We start from the raw sequence: 21,369 nt of genomic DNA on the forward strand, positions 1-21,369 counted from the left end.
CATATGTTAAGTATTTTTAAACCCGCGCCGCATAGTGCGCGTTTGCCAGCGGCGGAGATCGACCCGACGTATCGTCGGTTGCGCTGGCAAATATTTTTGGGGATTTTCTTTGGCTACGCTGCGTACTATCTGGTACGTAAAAACTTTGCTCTGGCGATGCCGTATCTGGTCGAGCAGGGCTTTTCCCGTGGCGATCTTGGTTTTGCCTTGTCCGGGATCTCTATCGCTTATGGTTTTTCAAAGTTCATCATGGGGTCAGTTTCTGACCGTTCGAATCCGCGCGTGTTCCTGCCTGCGGGCCTGATACTGGCGGCGGCAGTGATGTTGTTCATGGGCTTTGTACCGTGGGCAACGTCCAGTATCGCCATTATGTTCGTTCTGTTGTTCCTCTGCGGCTGGTTCCAGGGGATGGGATGGCCGCCGTGTGGCCGCACGATGGTGCACTGGTGGTCACAGAAAGAGCGTGGCGGTATTGTTTCTGTCTGGAACTGCGCGCATAACGTGGGCGGCGGTATTCCACCGCTGCTGTTCCTGCTGGGTATGGCCTGGTTTAACGACTGGAAAGCGGCGCTTTACATGCCGGCGTTCGGTGCGATTGTTATCGCGCTCTTTGCCTTTGCCATGATGCGCGATACCCCGCAATCCTGTGGCTTACCGCCTATCGAAGAGTACAAAAACGACTACCCGGACGATTACAACGAAAATGCAGAAGAAGAGCTGACGGCGAAGCAAATCTTTATGCAGTACGTGTTGCCGAACAAACTGTTGTGGTACATCGCGATTGCTAACGTGTTTGTCTATCTGCTGCGCTACGGCATCCTCGACTGGTCGCCGACCTATCTGAAGGAAGTGAAACATTTCGCGCTGGATAAATCCTCCTGGGCTTACTTCCTTTATGAATATGCCGGTATTCCGGGCACGCTGCTGTGCGGCTGGATGTCGGATAAAGTCTTCCGTGGTAACCGTGGGGCAACAGGCGTGTTCTTTATGACGCTGGTGACTATCGCCACTATCGTCTACTGGATGAACCCGGCGGGTAATCCAGGTGTGGATATGGCATGTATGATCGTTATCGGCTTCCTTATCTATGGCCCGGTCATGCTGATTGGTTTGCACGCCCTTGAACTGGCACCGAAAAAAGCGGCAGGTACAGCGGCGGGCTTTACCGGCTTGTTCGGTTATCTGGGTGGCTCCGTGGCGGCGAGCGCCATTGTGGGTTACACCGTTGACTTCTTCGGCTGGGACGGCGGCTTCATGGTGATGATCGGCGGCAGCGTGCTGGCGGTGATTCTGCTCGTTGTTGTGATGATTGGCGAAAAACGTCATCACGAAGAGCTGACGCTGAAACGGAGCGGGAGTTAATCAAATGAAAACGACGCTAAAGAACCTGAGCATGGCGCTGATTATCTGGAACAGGATTAGGTGATGACAAAGGACGACCATTTAGTCGTCCTCCATGACCATTATCTTGACCGGGTCACCGATGTTGCCGAACGTTTTCCAGACCGTGCGCGTAAAGACGGTCGTTACTACGCCATCGACTTTACGCTGGATGAAATTAAGTCGCTGAAATTTACCGAAGGCTTCGACATTGAAAACGGTAAAAAGTGCAGACTTATCCAGGGCGTTTCCCGATGGGGAAATCTGATTTCCGTGTTCATACCTTTGAAGAAGAGATCGAGTTTGTTCAGGGATTGAATCACTCGACCGGTAAGAACATCGGTATTTATCCGGAAATGAAAGCACCGTGGTTCCATCACCAGGAAGGGAAGGACATCGCGGCGAAAACCCTGGAGGTACTGAAAAAGTACGGTTACACCGGTAAAAAGGATAACGTCTATTTGCAGTGTTTTGATGTGGCGGAACTGAAACGCATCAAACATGAGCTGGAACCGAAAATGGGGATGGATCTCAACCTGGTTCAGCTGATTGCGTACACTGACTGGAACGAAACTCAGCAGAAACAGGCGGACGGCAGTTGGGTGAATTACAACTACGACTGGATATTTAAGCCAGGTGCGATGAAGCAAATCGCGGAATATGCTGATGGCATCGGCCCAGACTACCATATGCTGGTTGATGAAAAGTCTAAGAAAGGGAATATCCGGCTGACAGGCATGGTACAGGACGCTCATCAGAATAAGATGGTGGTGCATCATTTTACCGTTCGTGCTGACCAGTTTCCGGACTATGCGACTGACGTAAACCAGCTTTACGATATTCTGTATAACCAGGCCGGTGTTGACGGGTTGTTCACCGACTTCCCGGACAAAGCGGTCATGTTCCTGAATAAAAAATAACGGCTCGCGCGGTTAGCGCATCGAAACTGCACCCCAAAGGTGGAAAGTCCACTAAGTAAGGTGCAGTTTTTTTTACTCAAAGGTTGCTAATGAATTCTCTGAGTCAGCCGGAAATAAATCATCATTTGAAGTGTGTTTGGGTTATGAATGAAATGAATTATGGCGGCGCATTGGTGTTTTACGCAGAAATCCACCATTCAGCACGAATATCTTAAGATTTACTTAACTTAAACATTTATATTATCGCCTGAAATATTATCGGGTCAGAATAACGGGCGGTAGGGTATGACATTGTCAGCAACACACAACGAATTTGAGCGCTGGTGGGCAACAGAAGGCGATTGGGTCGAAGAACCTAACTACCGTCGTAATGGAATGAGTGGTGTGCAGTGCGTGGAGCGTAACGGCAAGAAAGTTTATGTTAAACGCATGACCCAACACCTTTTCCACTCTGTCCGTTATCCTTTTGGCCGCCCGACCATTGTTCGTGAAATCGCGGTAATCAAAAAGTTGAAAAGCGCGGGCGTTATCGTGCCTGAAATCATCTACGGCGAAGCGACAAAAGTAGAGGGTGAATGGCGTGCACTGCTGGTCACAGAAGACATGGCGGGCTTTATCAGTATCGCTGACTGGTATCATCAACATGCCGAGACGCCGTTTCCTGATGATGTGCGTGAAGCCATGCTGAAAGCCGTGGCTGTCGCCTTTAAAAAGATGCACAGCGTGAATCGCCAGCATGGGTGCTGCTACGTTCGTCATATCTACGTGAAAACTGACGGTACGGTTGAGGCCGGTTTCCTGGATCTTGAAAAAAGCCGCCGTCGTTTACGTCGCCATAAAGCGGCTAATCATGATTTTTCACAGCTGGAAAAATATCTTGATCCGATCCCGAAAGCGGATTGGGAACAGGTGAAAGCGCATTACTACACGCTGTAACGCACACTACATTTCAAGTTCGATATCGCCTCTTGCCTTGCAACAGCAGGGCAAGATTTCCCCTGGTTGAACAAAGGCCAGAGGTTCTGCAATCCAGTCAACCTGACCTGCGACCAGTCGAATTCGGCAGGAACCGCAATAACCTTCCCGGCACTGATACTCAACGTTGACGTTATGCGATTCGAGCGCGGTGAGCAGGGAAGGGTGTTCATCCTGGCACAGCAATTGTGTGCCAGTTATGCGAAGCGTAACACGTCCCATCAGAGCTGGAAGTTGCTCAGGTCGTCGGTGTCGACTTCGGAGTCGATCTGCCCGACCAGGTAAGAGCTGACTTCGACTTCCTGCGGCGCAACCTGTACGTTATCAGAGACCAGCCAGGTGTTGATCCAGGGGATCGGGTTTGAACGCGTTTTAAAAGGCAGATCCAGCCCAACCGCCTGCATACGAATATTCGTGATGTACTCGACGTACTGGCACAGAATATCTTTATTCAGACCAATCATTGAGCCGTCGCGGAACAGATAATCGGCCCACTCTTTTTCCTGCTGCGCGGCCAGCACAAACAAGTCATAGCACTCTTGCTGGCACTCTTGGGCAATTTCCGCCATTTCCGGATCGTCGACACCGCTGCGTAGCAGATTAAGCATATGCTGCGTTCCGGTCAGATGCAGAGCTTCATCACGGGCGATCAGGCGAATGATTTTGGCGTTACCTTCCATCAATTTGCGTTCTGCGAAGGCAAAAGAGCAGGCAAAGCTGACATAGAAACGGATGGCTTCCAGGGCGTTAACGCTCATCAGGCACAGGTACAGCTGTTTTTTCAACGCGCGCAGATTGACGGTCACGGTTTTGCCGTTCACGTTGTGGGTGCCTTCGCCCAGCAGATGCCAGTAGCTGGTCATTTCAATCAATTCATCGTAGTAATGCGAAATACCTTCCGCACGTTTCTGAATCTGCTCGTTAGTGACGATGTCATCAAAAACAACGGCCGGTTCGTTAACGATATTACGAATAATATGGGTGTACGAACGAGAGTGGATCGTCTCGGAGAAGGCCCATGTTTCTACCCAGGTTTCCAGCTCAGGAATGGAGATGAGCGGCAGGAGCGCCACGTTTGGGCTACGTCCCTGGATAGAATCCAGCAATGTCTGATACTTCAGGTTGCTGATAAAAATATGTTTTTCGTGATCGGGCAAGGAGTGGTAGTCGATACGATCGCGAGAAACGTCAACTTCTTCCGGACGCCAGAAAAAAGAGAGCTGCTTTTCGATCAGCTTTTCGAAGATGTCATATTTTTGCTGATCGTAGCGTGCCACGTTGACCGGCTGACCGAAAAACATCGGCTCTTTGAGCTGGTCGTTTTTCGTCTGTGAAAAGGTGGTATATGCCATTGAAGTGAGTCCTGTAGGAGTGTAATGCCGGGTGGCGCTTCGCTTACCCGGCCTACAACGCCTCAAAATGTTTTGTAGGCCGGATAAGGCGGTTACGCCGCCATCCGGCAAAAGGCAAAAAATTAAATCTTACACGCACCGCTTTCGCAGCCGTCATCCTGAATAGAAGGCGCCAGATCGTCCTGCGCATCTTCTGCACCGTCACGCGTGTTGTGATAGTACAGCGTTTTCACGCCAAATTTATAGGCGGTAAGCAGGTCTTTCAACAACTGTTGCATCGGCACTTTGCCTGACGGGAAACGCGTCGGGTCGTAGTTGGTATTGGCGGAAATCGCCTGATCGATAAATTTCTGCATGATGCCTACCAGTTGCAGGTAACCGTCGTTATTCGGCATTTCCCACAGCAGCTCATACGCGTCTTTCAGCGATTCATAATCAGGGACAACCTGGCGCAGAACGCCATCCTTCGAGGCCTTGATACTGACATGACCGCGCGGCGGCTCAATGCCGTTGGTGGCATTGGAGATCTGCGAAGAGGTCTCGGACGGCATCAGGGCTGAAAGCGTGGAGTTACGCAGACCGTGCGTCTTGACGGATTCGCGCAGGGCTTCCCAGTCAAGGTGCAGCGGTTCATTGACGACCGCATCGAGATCTTTCTTATAGGTGTCGATCGGCAGGATCCCTTGCGCGTAAGTGGTTTCGTTAAACCACGGGCAGGCACCTTGCTCTTTCGCCAGTTCATTAGAGGCTTTCAGCAGGTAATACTGAATGGCTTCAAACGTTTTGTGGGTCAGGTTATTTGCGCTGCCGTCAGAGTAACGCTTGCCGTTTTTCGCCAGCCAGTAGGCGTAGTTGATCACGCCAATACCGAGGGTACGACGTCCCATCGCGCCGCGTTTGGCGGCCGGGATCGGGTAGTCCTGATAATCCAGCAGCGCATCCAGCGCACGAACGGCCAGCACGGCAAGCTCTTCCAGTTCATCAAGGCTATTGATTGCACCCAGATTGAACGCGGAAAGGGTACACAGCGCAATTTCGCCGTTCTCATCGTTGACGTCAGTCAGCGGCTTGGTCGGCAGTGCGATTTCCAGGCACAGGTTAGACTGGCGTACCGGCGCAACCTGAGGATCAAACGGGCTGTGGGTGTTGCAGTGGTCGACGTTCTGAATATAGATACGGCCTGTAGAAGCACGCTCCTGCATCATCAGCGAGAACAACTCAACGGCTTTAACACGTTGCTTACGGATGCTGTCGTCTTTTTCGTATCGGGTGTACAGGCGCTCAAATTCATCCTGATCGGCGAAGAAGGCATCGTACAGGCCCGGGACGTCAGACGGGCTGAACAGGGTAATGTCTTCGCCTTTCAGCAGACGGGTATACATCAGTTTGTTGATCTGTACGCCGTAGTCCATGTGACGCACGCGGTTGCCTTCAACGCCACGGTTGTTTTTCAACACCAGCAGGCTTTCGACTTCCAGATGCCACATCGGGTAGAACAGCGTTGCCGCACCGCCGCGCACACCGCCCTGAGAGCAGGATTTCACCGCCGTCTGGAAGTGTTTGTAGAACGGGATACAACCGGTGTGGAAGGCTTCACCGCCGCGAATCGGGCTACCCAGCGCACGGATGCGACCGGCGTTGATACCGATACCGGCACGCTGGGAAACGTATTTCACAATCGCGCTGGAGGTGGCATTGATGGAGTCCAGGCTGTCGCCGCACTCGATCAGCACACAGGAGCTGAACTGACGCGTCGGGGTACGCACGCCAGACATGATCGGCGTAGGCAGAGAAATCTTGAACGTGGAGACCGCGTCGTAAAAACGTTTGACGTATTCGAGACGGGTTTCACGCGGATAGTTAGAGAACAGGCAAGCCGCAACCAGAATATAGAGGAACTGCGCGCTTTCGTAGATTTCACCGGTGACGCGGTTTTGTACCAGGTATTTACCTTCTAACTGCTTTACAGCGGCGTAGGAGAAGGTCATATCGCGGTCATGCACGATAAACGAATCCATCTGCTTGAACTCTTCTTCCGTGTAGTCTTCCAGCAGATGATTGTCGTATTTACCCATCTCAACCATTTTAGTGACATGATCGAACAGTTTGGGCGGTTCAAACTCACCATACGCTTTCTTACGCAGATGGAAGATCGCCAGACGCGCAGCCAGATACTGATAATCCGGAGCGTCGCGCGAGATCAGATCCGCAGCAGCTTTGATGATCGTTTCGTGAATATCGGAGGTCTTAATACCGTCGTAAAATTGAATGTGGGAGCGCAGTTCAACCTGAGAAATCGATACGTTATTCAGTCCTTCTGCCGCCCAATCCAGAACTCGGTGGATTTTGTCGAGATTGATGCGCTCTGTACTACCATCACGCTTTGTCACCAGCAGACTCTGATTCATGTTTTACCTGTCCGTGAAAGAAAAAATATCCCCTGGCTTATCCACTTGTGACTAACTCTGTGGATAAATACTATATATAGGGGTTGGGTGTTAAATGAAACGCTATATGGTGAGTATTCTAGTAGGGATTCTTTTCAGTACAAGAGTTGATTTTGAGGTTAAATTGAGGTTGCAAAAGGGTAAGAAACGCTAAGTGCGCGTCTTATAAGGCCTGGAGGCCATGTCAAGATTTCGCGAAAAAAAATGAAAATTTGATCGAGTGCTGATTTCTTCGGCTAAGAAAAAGATTGCGCCTTATGACGCAGCGCAATCTTTATAAGAATAGTTGATGACGTTAGTCGTTTTTGGCCGTTGTATGCAACATGTAGTTAACATCAACGCCTGGGCCTAACTTGAACGAATTGGTGATCGGATTGTAATGCAACCCGGTCATGTGACGTTCTTTGAGTTCCGTCTGATCAACCCAGCTTAACAGTTCAGCCGGTTTAATAAATTTTTTCACATCGTGCGTACCTTTGGGCACCATGCGCAAAATATACTCAGCGCCCACAACGGCCATTAACCAGGATTTCCCGTTGCGATTCAGCGTGGAGAAAAAGACCTCGCCGCCGGGTTTCACTAACTGCGCGCACGCCCTGACGACCGATTGCGGATCAGGAACATGCTCCAGCATTTCCATACAGGTCACGACATCGTACTGATGCGCATGTTTCGCCGCATGTTCCTCGACGGTTTCCTGCACGTATTCCACCTGGATGCCGCTTTCCAGCGCATGCAATTTTGCCACCTGTAGCGGCTCAAAGCCCATATCGAGACCAGTGACCGTTGCGCCCTCACGCGCCATGCTCTCTGCCAGAATGCCCCCGCCACAACCGACATCGAGCACCTTTTTACCAAACAGGCCGCCTGAGCGCTCGGTAATGTAGCCCAGACGCAAAGGGTTAATGCGGTGCAGAGGCTTAAATTCTCCCTCAAGATCCCACCAGCGCGACGCGACTGCTTCAAACTTGGCAATTTCTTCATGGTCAACGTTGTGGGTTACCGGGGGTTTTTCGGCATTCATGGGTGCTTCTACTCCTTATTTGGCAAGACAGATGAGTATATCAGCCTGACGGGACGAATAAAGCCTCTCGAGGAGGCAATCCGTTTACCTGTATTAGCGTGGTTGTGTTATAATTTGCGACCTTTGAATCCGGGAAACAGTAGAGGGATAGCGGTTAGATGAGCGACCTTGCGAGAGAAATTACACCGGTCAACATTGAGGAAGAGCTGAAGAGCTCCTATCTGGATTATGCGATGTCGGTCATTGTTGGCCGTGCGCTTCCGGATGTCCGAGATGGCCTGAAGCCGGTACACCGTCGCGTTCTTTACGCCATGAACGTATTGGGCAATGACTGGAACAAAGCCTACAAAAAATCTGCCCGTGTCGTTGGTGACGTAATCGGTAAATACCACCCTCATGGTGATACTGCCGTTTATGACACTATTGTTCGTATGGCGCAGCCATTCTCCTTGCGTTACATGCTGGTTGACGGCCAGGGTAACTTCGGTTCTGTCGATGGCGATTCCGCCGCAGCGATGCGTTATACGGAAATCCGTATGTCGAAAATCGCCCACGAGATAATGGCAGACCTGGAAAAAGAGACGGTGGATTTCGTCGATAACTACGACGGCACCGAAAGAATTCCAGATGTTATGCCGACCAAAATTCCTAACCTGCTGGTGAACGGTTCGTCCGGTATCGCCGTTGGTATGGCGACCAACATCCCGCCACATAACCTGACGGAAGTGATCAACGGCTGCCTGGCGTATATCGACGACGAAGACATCTCGGTCGAAGGCCTGATGGAACACATTCCTGGCCCGGACTTCCCGACAGCGGCGATCATCAATGGCCGTCGCGGCATTGAAGAAGCCTATCGTACCGGTCGCGGTAAAGTGTACATTCGCGCTCGCGCGGAAGTGGAAGCTGACGCGAAAACCGGTCGCGAAACCATCATCGTTCATGAAATCCCTTACCAGGTGAACAAAGCGCGCCTGATCGAAAAGATTGCTGAACTGGTGAAAGAAAAACGCGTTGAAGGTATCAGCGCGCTGCGTGACGAGTCTGACAAAGACGGTATGCGCATCGTGATTGAAATCAAACGCGATGCGGTCGGGGAAGTGGTACTGAATAACCTCTATTCCCAGACGCAGTTGCAGGTCTCCTTCGGTATCAACATGGTTGCCTTGCACCATGGCCAGCCGAAGATCATGAACCTGAAAGACATTATTTCTGCGTTCGTGCGTCACCGTCGTGAAGTGGTGACTCGCCGTACTATTTTTGAACTGCGTAAAGCCCGCGATCGTGCGCATATCCTCGAAGCACTGGCGATTGCGCTGGCGAACATTGACCCAATCATTGAGCTTATCCGTCGTGCGCCAACGCCTGCGGAAGCAAAAGCGGCATTGATCGCGCGCTCCTGGGATCTGGGCAACGTGGCTGCCATGCTGGAACGTGCGGGTGATGACGCGGCACGTCCTGAATGGCTGGAGCCAGAGTTCGGCGTGCGTGACGGTCAATACTATCTGACCGAACAGCAGGCACAGGCGATCCTGGATCTGCGTTTGCAGAAACTGACCGGCCTTGAGCACGAAAAACTGCTCGATGAGTACAAAGAGCTGCTGGAGCAGATCGCGGAACTGTTGCACATTCTGGGCAGCGCCGACCGTCTGATGGAAGTGATTCGCGAAGAGATGGAATTGATTCGCGAGCAGTTTGGCGATAAGCGTCGTACTGAAATCACCGCCAACAGCGCGGACATCAACCTTGAAGACCTGATCAACCAGGAAGATGTGGTTGTGACGCTGTCTCACCAGGGTTATGTGAAGTATCAGCCGCTTTCTGAGTACGAAGCGCAGCGTCGTGGCGGGAAAGGTAAATCTGCCGCACGTATTAAAGAAGAAGACTTTATTGACCGACTGCTGGTGGCGAATACGCACGATCATATTCTGTGCTTCTCCAGCCGTGGCCGCGTTTACTCCATGAAAGTCTATCAACTGCCGGAAGCGAGCCGTGGCGCACGTGGCCGTCCGATCGTCAACCTGCTGCCGCTTGAGCAGGATGAACGTATTACCGCGATTCTGCCGGTGACTGAGTTTGAAGAAGGCGTGAAAGTCTTCATGGCGACCGCCAACGGTACGGTGAAGAAAACCGTTCTGACCGAGTTCAATCGTCTGCGTACCGCCGGTAAAGTGGCGATCAAACTGGTCGAAGGCGATGAACTGATTGGCGTGGATCTGACCAGCGGTGATGATGAAGTCATGCTGTTCTCTGCCGAAGGTAAAGTGGTTCGCTTTAAGGAAGCCTCGGTTCGTGCGATGGGTTGCAACACCACCGGTGTTCGCGGTATTCGCTTAGGTGGGAGCGACAAAGTGGTTTCGCTGATCATCCCACGTGGTGAAGGCGCAATCCTGACGGCAACACAAAACGGTTACGGTAAACGTACGGCGGTAGAAGAGTACCCAACCAAGTCGCGTGCGACGAAAGGGGTTATCTCTATCAAAGTCACCGAACGTAACGGTTCTGTTGTCGGCGCGGTGCAGGTCGACGATGCGGATCAGATTATGATGATCACCGATGCCGGTACGCTGGTGCGTACTCGCGTGTCGGAAATCAGCATTGTGGGTCGTAACACCCAGGGCGTTATCCTCATCCGTACTGCGGAAGATGAAAACGTGGTGGGTCTGCAGCGTGTTGCTGAGCCTGTCGATGATGAAGAACTGGATTCTATCGACGGTAGCGCCGCAGAAGGGGACGAAGACATCGCCCCGGAAGTGGAAAGCGATGATGACGTCGCAGACGATGCCGACGACTCAGCGGAAGACGCTGACGAGTAATCACCTTGATATGCAAAGGGCCGGAATTCCGGCCCTTTTTCGTTATCAACCTTAAACCACCCCATGGAGGTGGCGATCGTTAATTTAGTTCATCCGTTCAACAATCATCGCGATCCCCTGACCGCCACCCACACACAGCGTCGCCAGCCCCAGTGTTTTATCGTGCGCCTCCAGGCTGTGAAGCAGCGTGACCAGAATACGCGCACCGCTGGTCCCGATAGGATGCCCAAGTGCGATAGCGCCGCCGTTGATATTCACTTTCTGATGATCAAAGCCAAGGACTTTACCCACTGCAAGGAACTGCGCGGCAAATGCCTCATTGGCTTCGATGAGATCGATATCAGAAAGCTGGAGCCCGCTCTGTAACAGCGCTTTTTGGGTGGCGGGAACCGGCCCCATCCCCATCAATGCGGGGGCGACGCCGCCGCTGGCCCAGGATTTAATACGCGCAAGCGGCTTCAGCCCCGCCGCCAGTGCCGCCGATTCGTCCATCACCACCAGAGCTGCTGCGCCATCGTTGATCCCCGAGGCATTACCGGCAGTCACGGTACCCTCTTTGTCAAAAGCGGGACGCAACGCGGCGAGGCCTCCCGCCGTTGTTTCGGCTTTCGGAAATTCATCACGGTCAAAAACCAGGGTTTTCTTGCGCGATGTGATGGTGACGGGGACGATCTCTTTCTGAAACGCGCCGCTTTCCATCGCCGCTACGGCTTTACGCTGGGAGTGGAGCGCCAGTTCATCCTGCATCTCGCGGCTGATATCGTATTCCCGGGCGATGTTTTCCGCAGTGATCCCCATATGGTAACCGTGGATGGCGCAGAGCAGACCATCATGCAGAATGGAGTCGGATAATTGTCCGTCGCCGAGGCGATAGCCCCAACGGGCTTTTGCATCCAGCAGATAGGGCGCCTGACTCATGTTCTCCATGCCGCCCGCGATGATGGCTTGTGCTTGCCCGGTCGCAATCGCCTGTGCGGCCAGCGCGACGCTTTTCAGGCCAGAGCCGCACAGTTTGTTGACGGTAAAACCGCAAACCGTATCGGCAAGACCGCTTTTTAACAACGCCTGGCGCGCCGGGTTTTGTCCCAGACCCGCCTGAAGCACATTGCCCATGATCACTTCATCAACCCGTTGAGGATCGAGTTGCGCACGTTCAAGCGCAGCTTTGATCGCCGTTACCCCAAGATCGATGGCGCTGGTGGCTGCCAGCGCGCCGTTAAAGTTGCCAATGGCGGTACGTGCCGCACTGACGATGACACTGTTTTTCATCTTCTGTTCCTTACTGTGAAAGGTTGTCGTCAGAACACGCTCAGGCCAATGACGAATATGATCCCGGAAAAGAGCAGGGCCGTGATGCAGTAACCCATGATGTCGCGCACCCCAAGCCCGGCGATGGCCAGCGCAGGTAGCGCCCAGAACGGCTGCGCCATGTTCATCCACTGCTCGCCGTAGGCAATCGCCATGACCGACTTGCCAAGATCGGCGCCCAGCGCCTCAGCGGCCGGAAGCACGAAGGGGCCCTGGATGACCCAGTGTCCGCCGCCCGACGGCACGGCAAAGTTAATCAGCGCAGAGCTGAAGAAGGTCATGAGGGGGAAGGTGTCTTTGTTGGCGACGTTGATGAAGAACTCGGTGATAAGCCCCCCGAGGCCGGAGTGTTCCATCATCAGCTGAATTCCCGCGTAGAAAGGGAACTGAACCAGAATACCTGCGGTACTGCGGGCGGCTGCGCTGACGGCACGCATATAGGCCATGGGCGTTTTGTGGAGTAACAACCCGGCAATCAGGAACATCAGGTTGACGGTGTTAATCGTGATATTGAACCCTTTCTCTGCAAAGTCGAACGCCAGATAAGCAATACCCAACGCACCGATGATCAGCGTCAGAATGCGGCTCTCTTCCAGTTTCTCAGACGGCGGGGCATCAGCCGGTAATGTTTTCTGAAAATCAGTGTCGTCCAGCAATAATTTGGGATCAACGGAGACGACATCAGACGGTTTTGGCACCATCAAACGGGTAATGAACGGCATCACCACGATAAGACTCAGCGTAATGAAGATATTGAATCCGGTGAAAATGGTGTCCCCGACCGGAATTAACCCTGCAATATGCTCGACCGGGTTGCCTGGCGTCGCGGCGAGCAGCGGCATCGAGCCGGAGAGGCCGCCACCCCAGGTGATAAAGCCGATATAGGCGCAGGCAATGAGCAGGGGATAGTCGGAACCGGGTACCCGGCGTGCGACCTCGCGGGCAAACATCGCTCCCACCACCAGACCAAAACCCCAGTTGATGACGGATGCGACCGCGCCAAAGAACGTTACCAGCATCACCCCTTGTGCCGGGGTTTTGGCGACCGATGCGGCGGTACGCAGCAGGCTTTTCACCGGCCCGGAACTGGCCAGCGCATGTCCGGTGACAATGATTAACGCCATCTGCATCCCAAATGCCAGCAGGTTCCAGAAACCGTCACCCCAAAATTTCACCATCTTGATGGGGGTTTGTGGCGTTAACCAGAGCGCAATCCCAAACGTCAGCAGCGTCAGCATCATGGCAAAGATCAGCGGATCGGGGAGCCAGCGACTGACAAAGCGCGTCATAAAGCGTGAGATACGACCAATCATGCATCACCTCGTTGGATTATCAGGTTGGCTGCAACGTCAAAATGCGCTTCGGTTTTCGCGCGAAGCGTGGCGATATCACATTCTTCAGCGATTTCGGTAAGCCACATTTTGCCGTCAATGAAACGGAATACGGCGAGCTCAGTCACCAGCATATGTACCGCGTGCTGGGCGGTTAGCGGCATGGTGCAGTAACGCAGAATTTTGGCTGAACCGTCTTTCGCGCAGTGCTCCATGGCAATGATCACTTTGCGCGCGCCAGTGACCAGGTCCATCGCGCCCCCCATACCGGGCACCAGTTTGCCGGGAACGACCCAGTTGGCGAGGTTGGCCTTCTCATCCACCTGCAATCCGCCGAGGACGCAGGCATCAACATGGCCACCGCGAATCAGTGCAAACGACATTGCGCTATCAAACATCGCGGCGCCGGGTAATATGCCGCACGGTTGCCCGCCAGCATTCACTAAATCGGGATGGGCAGTGGTGACGGGACCCAGCCCAAGAAAACCGTTCTCTGATTGCAGCGTGATATGGATATCGGCGGGAAGATAATTAGCGACCAGTGTCGGCAGACCAATCCCTAAGTTAACGACGTCACCATCACGAAGTTCTTGCGCCACGCGGCGCGCAATACGTTGTTTAGCATCCATGATTAACGCTCCTGTGGAATAACGATATGGTCGATAACCGCGCCTGGGGTGACAATCTGGTCTGGCAACAGGCAGCCTGTTTCGACCAGCTCGTCAGGTTCCACCAGCGTGATATCGGCGGCGAGGGCAATCAGGGGGTTAAAATTGCGGGCGCTGAGTTGATAGGTGAGGTTGCCGAGGGGATCGGCGCGGTGGGCGCGGATCAGCGCCAGATCGGCACGCAGTGGACGCTCAAGCAGCCACTTTTTTCCATCGAGCGTCATGGTCTGTTTACCGTCCTCCACCACAGTGCCGACGCCCGTCGGGGTCAGAAAACCGCCGAGACCCGCGCCGCCACAGCGGATTTGTTCTATCAGGGTTCCTTGTGGAACCAGCTGTACCTCCATTTCTCCGGCAATCATTCGCCGACCGGTTTCGGGGTTGGTGCCAATATGCGAGGCGATAACTTTGCTCACCCGGCCATTGACGATAAGCGGGCCAATACCGGTATCGATAAAGGCGGTATCGTTGGCGATTAGCGTGAGATCCCTGACGCCGGAATCAAGGAGGGCCTCGATCAGACGGGGCGGGGTGCCAACGCCGATAAAACCGCCAACCATGATGGTCATGCCGTCACGAAAAAAATCGGGTGCGTCCTGTAAGGTAATCAGTTTTGTTTTCATTATGTTTCCCTTTTGCATACTCCATGTTGGGTACGCATAGGGAATAGCAAGCGGAATGCCAGAAGCGATGAATAACAAAAATATTAGTTAAGATATTAATTATGAAGGTTTATTTTTGAGTGGGTGGGTATGTGAGACGAGGAGAAATAGGCAGAATTTTGCGCACTGTGCAAAATTCTGCATAGCAGATTCCGGTATCAATTATCAGCCGGGTCAATACCATACTCCTGCAGTTTGTACATCAGGGCGCGTCTGCTAATCCCCAGCATAAGGGCGGTGCGCGTACGGTTTCCCTGTTGTTGTTCAAGCACCTCAACGATAATGCGTTTTTCTTCGCGCTTGATCTCTTCTTTCAGATTGCGCTCTCCCGGTTGGGGTGTTTTGACTTCGCTGGCGGGGCTCACCGGCAGGCGAAACTGAGCGGGTAAATCCTCAGCAAAAATAACCGCGCCAGTATTCATGACAACCGCACGCTCAATCACATTCGATAACTCACGGATATTGCCTGGCCACGGCCATGCGCTGAGTATCGACATTGCCGTAGGGTCGATCTCTATAATATCGCGTTGATTTTCTGAGCTAAATTTTTGTAAAAAGTGGTTGGCGAGTAAGGGGATATCTTCCCGGCGCTCTTTTAAGGGAGGTAGCATCAGATGGATCACATTTAACCGATAAAACAGATCTTCGCGGAAAGCGCCTTCTTTTACCATGGCGTGGAGATCGCGATTGGTGGCGGCAATAATGCGGATATCGACCTGAATGGTCTGGTGCCCGCCAATGCGTTCAAACTCTCGTTCCTGCAAAATACGCAGCAGCTTGGCCTGGAGAACGAGCGGCATTTCACCGATTTCATCAAGCAATAACGTTCCCTGATGAGCACGTTCAAACAGCCCCTGGCGTAATGTTTGCGCACCGGTAAATGCCCCTTTTTCATGGCCAAACAGTTCGCTTTCCAGTAACGATTCCGGCAGTGCTGCGCAGTTGATTTTGATAAACGGGCCATTCGCCCGGCGGGAGTTATAGTGGAGCGCGCGGGCAATCAGCTCTTTCCCCGTTCCACTCTCCCCACTGATCAGTACGCTGGCTTGGGAGAGGGCGATTTTGGCCGTATCTTTACAGATATCCATCATGACAGGGCTGTTGGTCAGGATATGTCCCCACTGCCAACTGCTACTCAGCGCTTTGTGGAGGCTGCGGATCTCTTGCTTCATGGCCTGGAGTTGTAGCGCTCGCTGAATAACTAAAGTGAGCTCGTCCAGATCGAAGGGTTTGATGACATAATCAAATGCGCCGCTGCGGAGTGCCTCGACGGCTGTCTCTACTTCAGCATAGGCCGTCATCAAAATGATGGGGATTCGGGGCTGCTGGGCTCTCATGATTTTCAGCGCTTCGATACCGCTCATTTCCGGCATACGGATGTCCATCAACACCACGTCCGGCTCTGTTTCTTCAAAGCAGTGCAGTGCGGCCTTACCGTTGCTGGCACAGAGTGTTTCATGCCCTTGCAGCGAAAAGGCGGTGGTCAGCATACGGCGAACATTGTCTTCGTCGTCAACGATGAGAATACGGTAGGTGGAATTCATTCCGGGACGGTTCCCTGCGGGTTAATCGGTAAAATCAGCGTGAAAATTGCCCCACAGCCAGGCATGCTGGCAACGCGGATATCGCCCTGATGCGCATTGATGATGCGCTGGCTGAGCGCCAGTCCAAGACCGGTTCCTGAGGCTTTCGTCGTAAAAAAGGGATCAAATATCTTTTTCTGCATTGCGATATCAATACCACAGCCATTGTCTTCAACCGTCACCGCCTGTTGTGACGCCGTGTATTGCCAGGTACGAATACGAATTTCCCCTCGGGCGCCGATCGCCTGCACCGCATTAATTAATACGTTCAGAATCACCTGTCTGAGCAATTCACGATCTGCGACTATCGGAGACAGTTGGCTATCTAAGTCCACGTGGAATGAAATCCGTGCCTGGACGCCAGCGGTTTGTACCAGGATAAGCGTCTCCTCGACCAGTGCATTGAGCTGGATTTGTTGCCACTGGCTCTGGCGGGGGCGGGATAAATCTAACAGCTGTTGGATCACTTTATTGATTGAGTCGATTTCATTCAGCACCACAGAGAGGTATTCCTGGTGGAGCGGCTCAGTTGTCTGCTGGCGGATGATTTGTACATAGCCGCGAATAGCCGTTAGCGGGTTGCGCACTTCATGCGCCACGCCCGCCATCAGTTCTCCGAGGGTGGCGAGTCTTTCCGTTTGCGCCTGCCGACGCTGTTTCTCTTTACGGGCCGTTAAGTCGGAGAAAATGACCAGAGCACCGATTAACTCGCCCCAGGCATTATGAATTCGGCTGGTGGTGACGCGGATCTCAATGGTGCGATCGCGGGCAGGGAAACTGATCTCCTGGGCCAGATGTTCCGTTCCGTGCGCCAGGGTGTCGAGTACCGGGCTGTAAAATTGCGAGTGCGTAAACAGGCTGGCATAAGATTTACCCACCAATTCCTGTTGCGTATAGCCGGTGATTTGTTCTGCTGCGGGATTGATGGTGATGACGTCGCCTTGTCGGTCGATAGCGATAACGCCATCGGCGGCGTTTTCAATGATCAGATCATTAAGGGTTTTGGTCTCCCGCAAGGTTTGCGCCAGGGCGTTGACACTCTGGCTGATTTGCCCCAGTTCACCGGACAGAGAGGGGAGACGCATATGGCTATTTTGCGCAAGAAGCGACAGGCCATCGGTAATTACACCGATGTTAGCGCTGAGTCGCCGTGAAAAAAAGATGATCAGCAACAGGCTACCGATCAGGCCTGCGGCCAACACCGTGATGATCCTGACGTCCATTTTCCACGCTTGTTGGCGAATGTCTTCGGTCAGTTCGTTGGCCCAGATATAGCCGAGAACATTACCCTGCCGCTCAATGGGGATCATGGAGTTAAGGATATCGCCCCGTACCTGTTTTCCTGAGTACACCAGCGCAGAATGGCTACTCATGACGTCGCGGCCAGGGTGATCGGGGGATATTGTGATGCCGACATTATGTTGATAAAGCGCAGCGGGCGCATAGGTGATAACGGCGTCTAACGCCTGGTTGTAATATCCAGCGCCAATTCCGGGAAACGCGGCAGTAATACGTTCTGTGATGGGGCCTAACTCAGCATTAAGCGCGCGAATGCGTTCCTCTCGCGGCAGGTCACTATAGAGATTAAAACGATCGCCTAATGCATCGTCAAGAAGGCTTAAGACGGCGGACAGTTTTTTCTCTTTTTCGGACAATACTGCTGAACGGCCTTCAGTTTCTACGATATAACCAATAGAAACAGTGGGTATAATGACCATCAATATGGCCACCAGGATCATCTGGTTTCGCAAGCGTCGTGGGTATAAGCGGCGAATTACCCATTGTAGATAGCGCATGCTGAATTCCATGTTGTGTTTTTCAGGCAAACGCCGATTATCGGTGATTAGGGCGTAAGTTTCTCAGCGGTGCATCATATTCCCGTCATGAGAGACCATTGCGACGTCGGTCATTTACCGCTACCTTAATCACACTCTATTTACATCCTGAGGCGGAGCTTCGCCCTTTTGAAATACCTTGCTTCCTTCCGCACCACCCTGAAAGTGTCGCGCTACCTGTTCAGGGCGTTGGCGTTATTAATCTGGCTTTTGATTGCGTTTGCTTCGGTGTTTTACATCGTGAATGCGCTGCATCAGCGAGAGTCAGAAATTCGTCAGGAGTTTAATCTCAGTTCCGATCAAGCCCAGCGCTACATTCAGCGTACTTCAGACGTGATGAAAGAGCTGAAGTACATTGCTGAAAATCGCCTCACGGCGGAAAACGGCGTGATGTCTTCGCGGGCGCGGGACGAAAAGGCCGAAGTGCCCACTTTCGAACCACTTTTCGCTGACTCCGACTGCGCCGCCATGAGCAATATGTGGCGGGGATCGCTGGAGTCGCTGTCCTGGTTTATGCGCTACTGGCGCGACAATTTCTCCGCTGCTTACGACCTGAATCGCGTATTTCTGATCGGTAGCGATAACCTCTGTATGGCGAATTTTGGTCTGCGCGATATGCCTGTTGAGCGTGATGCGGCGTTGAAAGCGCTGCACGAGCGTATCGTCAAGTACCGTAACGCGCCCCAGGAAGAGAGCGGGAATAACCTCTTTTGGATAGGTCAGGGACCGCGGCCGGGCATCGGCTATTTTTATGCGCTGACGCCGGTCTATCTGGCTAATCGTCTGCAGGGGCTGCTCGGCGTTGAACAGTCTATTCGCATGGAAAACTTTTTCACGCCAGGCAGTCTCCCCATGGGGGTAACGATTCTGGATGAAAATGGTCACGCCTTAATTTCGCTGACCGGTCCGGATGGCAATATCAAAGCGGAACCGCGCTGGATGCAGGAGCGCTCCTGGTTTGGCTACACGCCAGGTTTTCGCGAGCTGGTGCTGAAGAAAAATCTGCCGCCGTCGTCCCTGAGTATTGTCTACTCGGTGCCTGTCGATCTGGTGCTCGAGCGCATCCGTATGCTGATCCTTAACGCAATTATACTGAATGTGCTGGTCGGGGCTGCCTTGTTTACGCTGGCGCGCATGTATGAACGGCGGATTTTTATTCCGGCGGAAAGCGACGCCCAGCGCCTGGAAGAACATGAACAGTTCAACCGTAAAATTGTTGCCTCCGCGCCCGTGGGGATCTGTATTTTGCGCACCATCGACGGCATCAATATCCTCAGTAATGAACTTGCGCATACCTACCTTAATATGCTCACCCATGAGGATCGCCAGAGGCTGACGCAAATTATCTGCGGCCAGCAGGTCAACTTTGTGGACGTGTTGACCAGCAATAACACGAACCTGCAAATTAGCTTTGTGCATTCACGCTATCGCAATGAAAACGTGGCGATTTGCGTGCTGGTGGATGTGAGCGCCCGCGTGAAGATGGAAGAATCGTTGCAGGAGATGGCGCAGGCGGCTGAACAGGCCAGCCAGTCCAAATCGATGTTCCTCGCCACGGTCAGCCATGAACTGCGCACACCGTTGTACGGAATTATCGGTAACCTCGATCTGCTGCAAACCAAAGAGCTGCCGAAAGGTGTGGATCGCTTGGTGACGGCGATGAACAACTCCTCCAGCCTGCTGCTAAAAATCATTAGCGACATTCTCGATTTCTCGAAAATCGAGTCTGAGCAGTTGAAGATTGAGCCACGCGAGTTTTCACCCCGGGAAGTGATGAGCCATATTACGGCAAACTATTTGCCGCTGGTGGTGCGTAAACAGCTAGGACTGTATTGCTTTATCGAACCGGATGTTCCGGTCACGCTGAATGGCGATCCGATGCGTCTGCAGCAGGTTATTTCCAACCTGCTCAGCAATGCCATTAAATTTACCGATACGGGCTGCATTGTGCTGCATGTGCAGTGTAACGGCGACTATCTCAGCATTCGGGTGCGCGACACGGGGGTGGGTATTCCGGCGAAAGAAGTGGTGCGCTTGTTCGATCCTTTCTTCCAGGTGGGAACCGGGGTGCAGCGGAACTTCCAGGGAACGGGCCTGGGGCTGGCGATCTGCGAAAAACTGATCAGCATGATGGACGGCGATATCTCCGTGGATTCAGAACCCGGCATGGGAAGCCAGTTTACGCTGCGTATCCCTCTGTATGGCGCGCAATTCCCGGTGCGAAAAGCCGTGGACGGCCTTGCGAAAACCCGTTGCTGGCTGGCGGTGCGTAACGCCTCGTTGGCCCATTTTGTGGAGTCCAGCCTGGCGCGTAACGGCGTGCAGGTGCTCCGCTATGACGGTCAGGAACCGGCGCCAGATGACGTATTGATAACGGATGATGAGCTGGAGCAGCCGTGGCTGGGGCGTGCCGCCGTGATCTTCTGCCGTCGCCATATCGGGATACCGGTGGAAAGAGCGGCGGGCGAGTGGGTGCATAGCGTTGCGTCGCCGCACGAATTACCGGGTTTACTGGCGCGTATTTACAGTATTGAGCTGGACAGTGAAGACGCCTCAACGGCGCTGACGGCGCCTGAGAAAGTGGGCGATGCCAATGATGATATGATGATTCTGGTGGTGGACGATCATCCTATCAACCGCCGTCTGCTGGCCGATCAGTTAGGATCGCTTGGATATCAGTGCAAAACGGCAAATGACGGCGTTGATGCCCTGAATGTACTGAGCAAAAATGCTATCGATATTGTGCTTAGCGACGTCAATATGCCGAATATGGATGGCTATCGCCTGACACAGCGTATTCGTCAGTTAGGGCTGACGCTGCCGGTGGTTGGCGTGACGGCCAACGCGCTGGCGGAAGAGAAACAACGTTGTCTGGAGTCGGGTATGGATAGCTGCTTGTCGAAACCGGTCACCCTGGATGTATTGCAACAGACGCTGGCGCTCTATGCTGAGCGGGTTAGAAAAATGCGGACATAAAAATGCCGGAGGGCGGTTTCGCCTTATCCGGCTTTTGGGTCTGATATTATCAACGTCTAAGCCTGACAGGCATCGCGCCATCAGGCTCGTGA

Annotated in this window: 14 protein-coding genes and 1 pseudogene; 5 read left to right on the plus strand and 10 right to left on the minus strand. The window is 53.0% G+C overall.

Annotated elements, in window-relative coordinates:
• The first annotated feature begins 3 nt into the window (after positions 1–3).
• The 3 genes and pseudogenes from glpT to inaA all read left to right on the plus strand — a co-directional run bounded on the left by glpT (position 4) and on the right by inaA (position 3,236).
• Positions 4–1,362 carry a glycerol-3-phosphate transporter gene (gene glpT / locus JM656_RS07325; protein ID WP_203360597.1) on the plus strand — a complete coding sequence of 453 codons (1,359 nt, stop codon included), beginning with the start codon at positions 4–6 and terminating at the stop codon, positions 1,360–1,362.
• 33 nt (positions 1,363–1,395) lie between these two features.
• A pseudogene (gene glpQ / locus JM656_RS07330) lies at positions 1,396–2,300 on the plus strand (glycerophosphodiester phosphodiesterase); the annotation flags it as partial.
• A 285-nt stretch (positions 2,301–2,585) separates the two neighbouring features.
• Positions 2,586–3,236, plus strand: a complete 651-nt coding sequence (gene inaA / locus JM656_RS07335; RefSeq protein ID WP_203360598.1) for a lipopolysaccharide kinase InaA — start codon at positions 2,586–2,588, stop codon at positions 3,234–3,236.
• A 6-nt stretch (positions 3,237–3,242) separates the two neighbouring features.
• Here inaA and yfaE read toward each other — a convergent pair whose 3' ends face one another.
• From yfaE to ubiG, 4 genes are all read right to left on the minus strand, one after another.
• Positions 3,243–3,497 carry a class I ribonucleotide reductase maintenance protein YfaE gene (gene yfaE / locus JM656_RS07340; protein WP_162379175.1) on the minus strand — a complete coding sequence of 85 codons (255 nt, stop codon included), beginning with the start codon at positions 3,495–3,497 and terminating at the stop codon, positions 3,243–3,245.
• Positions 3,497–4,627, minus strand: coding sequence for a class Ia ribonucleoside-diphosphate reductase subunit beta (nrdB, locus tag JM656_RS07345; protein ID WP_203360599.1), 1,131 nt, complete (start codon positions 4,625–4,627; stop codon positions 3,497–3,499). The genes yfaE and nrdB overlap by 1 nt, the downstream gene beginning before the upstream one ends.
• Before the next feature lie 122 nt (positions 4,628–4,749).
• Positions 4,750–7,035 carry a class 1a ribonucleoside-diphosphate reductase subunit alpha gene (nrdA, locus tag JM656_RS07350; protein ID WP_203360600.1) on the minus strand — a complete coding sequence of 762 codons (2,286 nt, stop codon included), beginning with the start codon at positions 7,033–7,035 and terminating at the stop codon, positions 4,750–4,752.
• Positions 7,036–7,369: 334 nt separating this feature from the next.
• Complete coding sequence (gene ubiG, locus JM656_RS07355) at positions 7,370–8,098, minus strand: bifunctional 2-polyprenyl-6-hydroxyphenol methylase/3-demethylubiquinol 3-O-methyltransferase UbiG (protein WP_203360601.1); 729 nt, start codon at positions 8,096–8,098, stop codon at positions 7,370–7,372.
• A 158-nt stretch (positions 8,099–8,256) separates the two neighbouring features.
• On the opposite strand from ubiG, the gene gyrA reads away from it, so the two are divergent.
• Complete coding sequence (gene gyrA, locus JM656_RS07360) at positions 8,257–10,914, plus strand: DNA topoisomerase (ATP-hydrolyzing) subunit A (protein ID WP_203360602.1); 2,658 nt, start codon at positions 8,257–8,259, stop codon at positions 10,912–10,914.
• An 84-nt stretch (positions 10,915–10,998) separates the two neighbouring features.
• On the opposite strand, the gene JM656_RS07365 is transcribed toward gyrA, so the two are convergent.
• The 6 genes from JM656_RS07365 to atoS form a co-directional block, all read right to left on the minus strand.
• A complete protein-coding gene (locus tag JM656_RS07365; protein ID WP_203360603.1) occupies positions 10,999–12,183 on the minus strand; it encodes an acetyl-CoA C-acetyltransferase in 1,185 nt (394 codons plus the stop codon).
• A 29-nt stretch (positions 12,184–12,212) separates the two neighbouring features.
• Positions 12,213–13,535 carry a TIGR00366 family protein gene (locus tag JM656_RS07370; protein ID WP_203360604.1) on the minus strand — a complete coding sequence of 441 codons (1,323 nt, stop codon included), beginning with the start codon at positions 13,533–13,535 and terminating at the stop codon, positions 12,213–12,215.
• Complete coding sequence (locus tag JM656_RS07375) at positions 13,532–14,182, minus strand: 3-oxoacid CoA-transferase subunit B (RefSeq protein ID WP_203360605.1); 651 nt, start codon at positions 14,180–14,182, stop codon at positions 13,532–13,534. Before JM656_RS07375 ends, JM656_RS07370 begins: the two co-directional genes overlap by 4 nt.
• Positions 14,183–14,184: 2 nt before the next feature.
• A complete protein-coding gene (atoD, locus tag JM656_RS07380; protein ID WP_203360606.1) occupies positions 14,185–14,844 on the minus strand; it encodes an acetate CoA-transferase subunit alpha in 660 nt (219 codons plus the stop codon).
• 197 nt (positions 14,845–15,041) lie between these two features.
• Positions 15,042–16,427, minus strand: coding sequence for an acetoacetate metabolism transcriptional regulator AtoC (atoC, locus tag JM656_RS07385; RefSeq protein ID WP_203360607.1), 1,386 nt, complete (start codon positions 16,425–16,427; stop codon positions 15,042–15,044).
• Positions 16,424–18,262: a two-component system sensor histidine kinase AtoS gene (atoS, locus tag JM656_RS07390; protein ID WP_203360608.1), complete on the minus strand. Its 1,839-nt coding sequence runs from the start codon at positions 18,260–18,262 to the stop codon at positions 16,424–16,426. The genes atoC and atoS overlap by 4 nt, the downstream gene beginning before the upstream one ends.
• Positions 18,263–18,430: 168 nt before the next feature.
• Here atoS and rcsC point away from each other — a divergent pair, with 168 nt between their 5' ends.
• Positions 18,431–21,277 carry a two-component system sensor histidine kinase RcsC gene (gene rcsC, locus JM656_RS07395; protein ID WP_203360609.1) on the plus strand — a complete coding sequence of 949 codons (2,847 nt, stop codon included), beginning with the start codon at positions 18,431–18,433 and terminating at the stop codon, positions 21,275–21,277.
• Positions 21,278–21,369 lie beyond the last annotated feature (92 nt).

The organism is Citrobacter sp. R56 (assembly GCF_016811995.1).
GTDB classification, from domain to species: Bacteria; Pseudomonadota; Gammaproteobacteria; order Enterobacterales; family Enterobacteriaceae; genus Citrobacter_D; species Citrobacter_D enshiensis.